The sequence below is a fragment of the Variovorax sp. 10L421 genome (assembly GCF_056395365.1).
In genome coordinates this window covers 1-6332 of the sequence record NZ_JBFTJJ010000053.1, presented here as the reverse complement: position 1 = coordinate 6332, position 6332 = coordinate 1, and the positions used below count along the sequence as shown (strand labels likewise).

Sequence of the window (6332 nt, the reverse complement as noted above, 5' to 3'; positions counted from 1 at the left end):
GGGCAGCGGCTTGCCGAAGTCCAGCACCAGCAGGCTCTCGCTCAGGCGCGAGACGCGGACTTCTTCGATCGGGTCGAAGTAGGCTTGGCCTACGGCCAGCACGGGGTAGGCGTGGCTGCGGCCGTCGGCCGCGTGGTGCACGAGGCTGGGCTGCCCCTGGCGTGCGCCGCGTGTCGGCGTGGTGATGTCCACGCGCATGCTGTAGGGAGTGATCCAGCGTGCACCGAGGCTGCCCCGGTCGAAGGCGTCGAGGTCGCTGGCGTAGGTGCGCGCCCATTCGATCGGCAGCGGCGCTGCGAGAACGAAGTCGGTGTGGGTGAAGCTTTCGTTGCCGGTGCTCAGGCTGATGGAAGAGCCGATGCGTGCCGGCGCAGGGCAGTTCTTGCAGCCTGCGGTCCCTTGTGCATCGGCTTGCTTGTTGATGTGACCGAGCTGCGTTCCGGGATTTTCCTTTTCTGCCTTGGCTCCCGCCTGCGGAGCCACGATCGCCGCGCGCTGGCCCTTCTTCTTCAGCAGCGCATCCCGCAGCTTGTGCAGCAGCCACATAATGCTGGCCTGCGCCTCCTTGTCCGCCAGCCGCGACAACTGCTCCCGCAGTTCCCGCTTGAAGTCCAGCATCTGCGCGATCACGCTTTCGACCTTGCTCGCGATGCCGTCCGGCAGTTGGCTCGCAGCCGCTTTCGCCACGTAGTTCGCCGACTGCTTCGAGTAGCGCACCGCCGCGCCCCACATCCGGCTCCACGTGCTCTGCGTCTTCGGGTCGTGCACCTTCGTTTCTGCCACTGCAGGCGTGCCTACCGTGAACAGATCCTTCTGCCCGAGCACCCGCCGCAGGATGTCCACCAGGTTGTCGATGATCTTGTCCGCAAGATCCGCGCAGCTCTTCAGGATGCCGTCGAGCTTGGCGATGGCTCCATCGATGAACGTGTCCAGCTCGCCCATGATGGTGGCGTTCAGATGCCCCACCAGCGTGGTGACGATGGCTTCGCCAAGGTTGGAGGCTGCGGTCGTCAGTTGCTGCCTCACCAGGTGCAGCGTGGGCCTCAGGCTCATGCGCGCCGCCGCCATGCTCGGCGGTATCGGGATCAGCCCGATCAGGTTGATGCCCAGGCTCACCCAGTTCAGGAACGCATCGACGCTGTCCTTGGCCTTCTTCTCGACGATGTTGATGATGTCCAGGAACACATCCACCAGCGCCATGATGTTGCCCACGATCGGGATGCTGCCCAGCACCATCGTCAGCCGCTCCAGCGTCACGTAGCCGCCACTGAAGGAGCGCAGCCAGTCGTCCACCGCCTTGCTTGCCGCGGCGATGTCCTCCTTCACGATCGTGTTCAGCGGTGCCACCGCCGTCTGCGGTTCGCGCTCGGTGGTCGGCGCGTTTTTTTCTTCCGTCCCTGCCATCTGTCGTCGTTCCTCAGTTGATGTTTGCGCCCTGGAACGCGAGCTGCTCGAAGGTGCTGCCGGTGAAGTCCACGCTGCGTCCCTGCAGCCCCTGCGCATGCACCACGGTGCCGCTGCAGTCCAGCACGCCGACGTCGTTCCAGCTGCCGCCTGCGAAGCTGATGTCGTCCCACTGGCATTGCCTGAAGGTGCTGCTGCCGATGCTTGAGCCGTCGAAGTTCGCGCGCGTGAAGCTGCAGTTGACGAAAGTGCAGCCGGTGATCGAGATGCCGCTGAAGTCGCACTGGGTGAAGCTGCAGCCCGTGAACTGGCAGCCGCTCCAGCCCGCCTGCTTGAAGCTGGTGGCGGTGAAGCTCGTACCTGCGAAGGTCGTCGCGGCGAACTGGACAAGGCCCAGGTCGAGCCCGGCATAGGCGAAGCTGTCGGCCTGGCCTACGAGCCCGGCGGGAGCGCCGCCCGCGCCTTTGCGCCACATGTCGTGGGCGAGGATGATGATCTGGGAAGACACTCGATGCCCCTCGGTTCGCTATCTCTTCAGCGAGACAGATGCTTCTGAAGGACTCGGCCGCTGGACTTGTCGATCAGCAGTTGCGGCTCAGCCAGGCCGGGCAGAGCACCGCGATGACCCTGCGGCTTGTTCGACGCTTCCCACGTAACTCTGTATCCGTCGGATGCATCGACCAACACGAGCTTGTAGTTCTCGAATCGCAGGCCTGAAGACCGCCCATCCTCCCAGGCCACTGCAATCGCCTGTGCCACCAGGCCATCGACTTCGATGATTTCGTTCATTCTTTTCTCCCTCGCAAAATTGAAAGCCGCAGACTCAGTCGGCCGCGGCGTCTTTTGAAACAGTCCCAGCGTCGGGACCACTACCTGCTTCCTTGCTCCCGAAGTATTTCGCCCGTGATCCTCGAGGCGATGTACATGATCGACCGCCCCAACCTGCTGGCGTTGCCAAGTCCCTTCTGTCCTGGCAGCAGCTTGGCCGAGAAGGCGATGCCGATGGTGTCGACACCGTCTTCGTCCTCGCCGTTCTCTTTCCGCCTCTCGGCAATGCGGACATCGAAGTTATTCAGGTCTTGCCCGGTCTTCTCGAACAGCCTGAAAGCGTTGCCCAATGCGATCACCACCGGGGTGTTGAGCAGCAGCCGATCCGGCGACTCGATCTCGAAGAGCGGCGCGGCCGAACCATCGAGGCCGTCGCTCACGGACGCGAGCCCCGGGCCTTCGCGCGGGCCGCTTCGATTTCCTTGAGCAGATCGCCTGCCTCCGCATTGCCGCTCTTCGACGACTCCGCTGCCCAATGCGCGGCTTCGGCGAGGTCCTTGCCGCTCATGTAGAGGTCGTAGGCCAGGTTGTGCTGAGCGACCACGTGTCCGGCCTTGGCCGCGATCGTCAACCAGCGGATGCGCTGAACGTCGTCAGAAGACGTGAAGGTGTAGTACAGCGAGAGACGGAACGCGGCCTCGGCGTCACCGGACTCGGCCTTCGTGATCAGTTCGGCTCGTTGCGCATCTGTCAGTGCGTAAGACTGCGCACCCGAGATGGGCGAAGAAGAAGAGGCTGGTGCAGCGTCGGGCGTGTCCATGGTTTGGTTCTCCGTTGCGTAAGAGACTGAGAGGTTCAGAAGAAGAGGAAGAAGCACTGCCAGCTTCGCGCCGAACCTGAGATCGATGTTCTTCATGACTTGGGGTTGAAGGTATGCCAGACGCCGGGATCTGCGGTGTCCATGGTGCCGTCGGCCTTCTGGCCGGCAGGCTTGTAGGCGCCGTGGGGCCAGATCCACAGGAGCTTGTCGGGCGCCTCGACGGGTGCGTTCAATTCGTTGGCCAGTTTCTGCGCGTAGGGGTCCGTTCCCTTGCCGGTCTCGCACGACATCAGCTGCACCTTCTGGCCTTCCGTATAGGACGGGTGCGCCTTGATCCGCTGCGCCATCTGTGCGGGCGTGATGCCCTTGAGCGCGGTGTCGGTCATGATGTTCGAGTTGCCATGGGATCCGACCGTGAAAGTGCCGGGCGGGCTCGGGATGTTGTCTGCCGACTGCCGGATCGCCTCGTTGTGCGGGAACAGGTTGATGTCGACCAGTCCCAGCGGATCGATGCCGCGCACGGGGTTGCCGCCGACATAGGCATACAGGTTGAGACCGCCCGCGAGTCCCAGTGGGTCGGGCGAGACATACCGGCCGCTCGCCGGATCGTAGTAGCGGTAGCGGTTGTAGTGCAGCCCTGTCTCGGCGTCGAAGTACTGCCCCTGAAACCGGATGGGGTTCGAGAGACCGGCACGTCGCCCCGCTTCGCTGATGACTTCGCGCGCCTCGCCCCAGGCCTTGTACTGGGCCGACCAGGCGACGCGGCCCTCGTGATCGGTCAGGTCCCGTGGCGTGCCGAGGTGGTCGCACTGGTAGAAGGCGACCTCGTCGTCTTCGAAGCTGCGTTGTCCGGGCTGGAGTTCTCCGTTCCACAGCGGGTCTTGCTCGATGTCGTAGGCGCCGCCGTTGGCGGCCATGAGCTCTCGCACGTCGGGCGTCCTGCCCGGCACGATCGCATGCGCCTGGCGCAGTTGAACCAGCGGAGCGAAGGAGCGCGGCTCGTGGACATAGTGCACGCTCCAGCCTCGGCCTGCTTCCTCGTGCTCTCCGGCAAAGCTCTGCGTGCTCTCGAAGGCGAGCGTGTCGCCGTCCCACCCGAACCGGGTGATGCTGTCTCGCGAACGCTTGGAAATGCGGCGTCCCAGCGGGTCGTAGGCGAACGAGGTCTGCGTGCCGTCTTCCTCCGTGGCCGAGCCCAGGCGCCCGAAGGCGTCCCAGGCAAAGATGGTCGCCCGGCCGTTGCACACGCGCTCGACCATGTTGCCGTGCTCATCGTACCGGTAGCGCACGCCGGCATAGGCCCTGAGCAGGTTGTCGAGCAAGGGGGAGACGGGAACCCGGCTGCCGCCGGCCGTGCTGTCGGGATCGACGATGTTGCCCGCGGGGTCGAAGGCAAAGGTCTCGCGTCCGAGCCGGCCGTTGGCCTCGACAAGCCGGCCGACGGGGTCATAGCGGTAGTCGAGGTTGCCATGACGGCTGTCACCGATGGCGATCAGCTGCCCTGACTTGTCGTAGCCGTAGGTGCGCTGCAGCTGCAGCGCGCCGGGTGCGCTCGCCTGGCCCGGCACGACCTGCTGCTCCAGCCGCCTCCCTGCGTTGTCGTAACGCAGCTTCTGGGTCAGGCCGTTGCGCTGCTCGCGCACCACTTCGCGATGGAGGTCGTCGCGCTCGAAACCGAGGATGTCGTGCCCGTCGAGCAGCAGGCCGTGCACGTGGCCCGAACCGTAGATGAGCCACTGGGTCGTATGGCCGTCGGGACGGATCGTGGCGACGCGCTGGTTGAGCGCGTCGTAGCGGTGCTGCCATATCGCCGTGCGACCGGCCTGCAGATCGTGCTGGTGCTCTCGCGTCAGGTTACCGGCCGGGTCGTAGAACCACTGCAGGCGCGCGTCGCTGTTGGACGCCTCGACCATGCGTCCGTTGCGGTCGAAGGCGAAGTGCTCGACCTGGCTGCCCGCGGATCGCTGCGTCATCCTGCCCATCGCATCGGCCTGCAGTTGCACGACCCGTCCGCCCGCCGCAACCTCGACGAGTCGGCCGGTGCCTTCTTCGTAGCGGTACCGCGTGGTCTGGTGAGCGAAGTCGGTCTTGTCAAGCAGCCGACCCACAGGGTCATAGCGCAGGCTGTGGCGGCTGCCGTTCTCGTTGCGCAATTCGACGAGACGGCCCAGCAGGTCCCACTGGTACCTGAGCGAATGCCCCTCGGCATCGGTGCGCCCCGAGATCAGTCCTGCGCGGCTGTAGCTGTAGCGCGTGCGGCGCCCGAGCCCATCGACGTGCGCGAGCAAGCGCCCCTCGGGGTCGTGCAGGGCCTGCTCGCGCGTCCCGTCGGCCAGGACGATCTCGTGGATCCGGCCCGGCAGGCTGCCTTCGGCACGCAGCTGCGCGTCGTAGTCGCGCTTCCACACGCCGCCTTCGGCATCGCGGATGCCGGTGAGCCGGTGCAGCCTGTCGTACTCGTAGTGCACACGGCTTCCATCGGCACGGGTGTGCGTCTGCAGGTTGCCGTCGGCGTCGTAGGTGTAGTCGTCGGTCGTGCCGTCGGTGTGCACGTGACGCGTGATGTTCTTCGCGTCGTCGCGGAAGAACCATTCCTGCAGCCCGTCCGGATGGATGATGCGGTAGGTGTAGCCCTGGATGTCGTAGTAGTGCCAGGTCTCGCCGCCCAAGGCATCGGTCACGTAGGTCAGGCGGATGTTCCTGTCCCACTCCAGCTTCAGCGCGAAGCTGCCGTCGTCGGACCACTCGCGCACGGCCTTGGCGTCAGGGCCGGTGCCGTCGTACTCCAGGTTCATGCCCCGGCCGGTGCGGTCGGTGTACCGGGTCACGAGATGGTGGCTGTAGGTGTAGCTCCAGCTGGCGCCGTCTTCGTCCTGTGCGGCGACGAGGTCGCGCTCGCCATCGTGGGTGTAGGCGGCCAACTGGCGCACGACCTGGCCGTCCTTGAGCTCCCACAGCGACTGGATGAGCCCGGTCTGCGCATCAGGCTTCGTGCCTACATGCGCCATGACGGCCTCGCCGTGCTTGCTGATGACGTCGCTGAGCACGCGCTCGCCCGTCGCTGCAATGACGTGGTCGTAGCGCAGGCCGATGGCCATGCCGTCCTTGGCCTGCTGCGTGACCAACCTGAAGTGCGGCTGCCTGCTGTCGACGTACTCGTAGATCTCGCGCCACTCGCTGGGCTCGCCTTCGGGCAGCGGCTTGCCGAAGTCCAGCACCAGCAGGCTCTCGCTCAGGCGCGAGACGCGGACTTCTTCGATCGGGTCGAAGTAGGCTTGGCCTACGGCCAGCACGGGGTAGGCGTGGCTGCGGCCGTCGGCCGCGTGGTGCACGAGGCTGG

At 65.4% G+C, this 6332-nt stretch carries 6 protein-coding genes; all 6 read right to left on the bottom strand.

Translation table 11 applies throughout. The features are described from left to right. On the bottom strand, positions 1–1404 hold a 1404-nt coding region (locus tag AC1DFC_RS29505), incomplete at its 3' end, for a DUF6531 domain-containing protein (protein WP_478180554.1). A gap of 13 nt (positions 1405–1417) precedes the next feature. Continuing rightward, positions 1418–1912 (bottom strand): pentapeptide repeat-containing protein, encoded by a 495-nt coding sequence (locus tag AC1DFC_RS29500; protein WP_478180553.1) that lies wholly within the window; start codon positions 1910–1912, stop codon positions 1418–1420. 26 nt (positions 1913–1938) lie between these two features. After that, a complete protein-coding gene (locus AC1DFC_RS29495) occupies positions 1939–2193 on the bottom strand; it encodes a hypothetical protein (protein ID WP_413316407.1) in 255 nt (84 codons plus the stop codon). 80 nt (positions 2194–2273) lie between these two features. Continuing rightward, positions 2274–2612 carry a hypothetical protein gene (locus tag AC1DFC_RS29490; RefSeq protein WP_413316409.1) on the bottom strand — a complete coding sequence of 113 codons (339 nt, stop codon included), beginning with the start codon at positions 2610–2612 and terminating at the stop codon, positions 2274–2276. Continuing rightward, a complete protein-coding gene (locus AC1DFC_RS29485) occupies positions 2609–2992 on the bottom strand; it encodes an SEL1-like repeat protein (RefSeq protein ID WP_413333157.1) in 384 nt (127 codons plus the stop codon). Before AC1DFC_RS29485 ends, AC1DFC_RS29490 begins: the two co-directional genes overlap by 4 nt. 92 nt (positions 2993–3084) lie before the next feature. Then, on the bottom strand, positions 3085–6332 hold a 3248-nt coding region (locus AC1DFC_RS29480; protein WP_478180552.1), incomplete at its 5' end, for an RHS repeat-associated core domain-containing protein.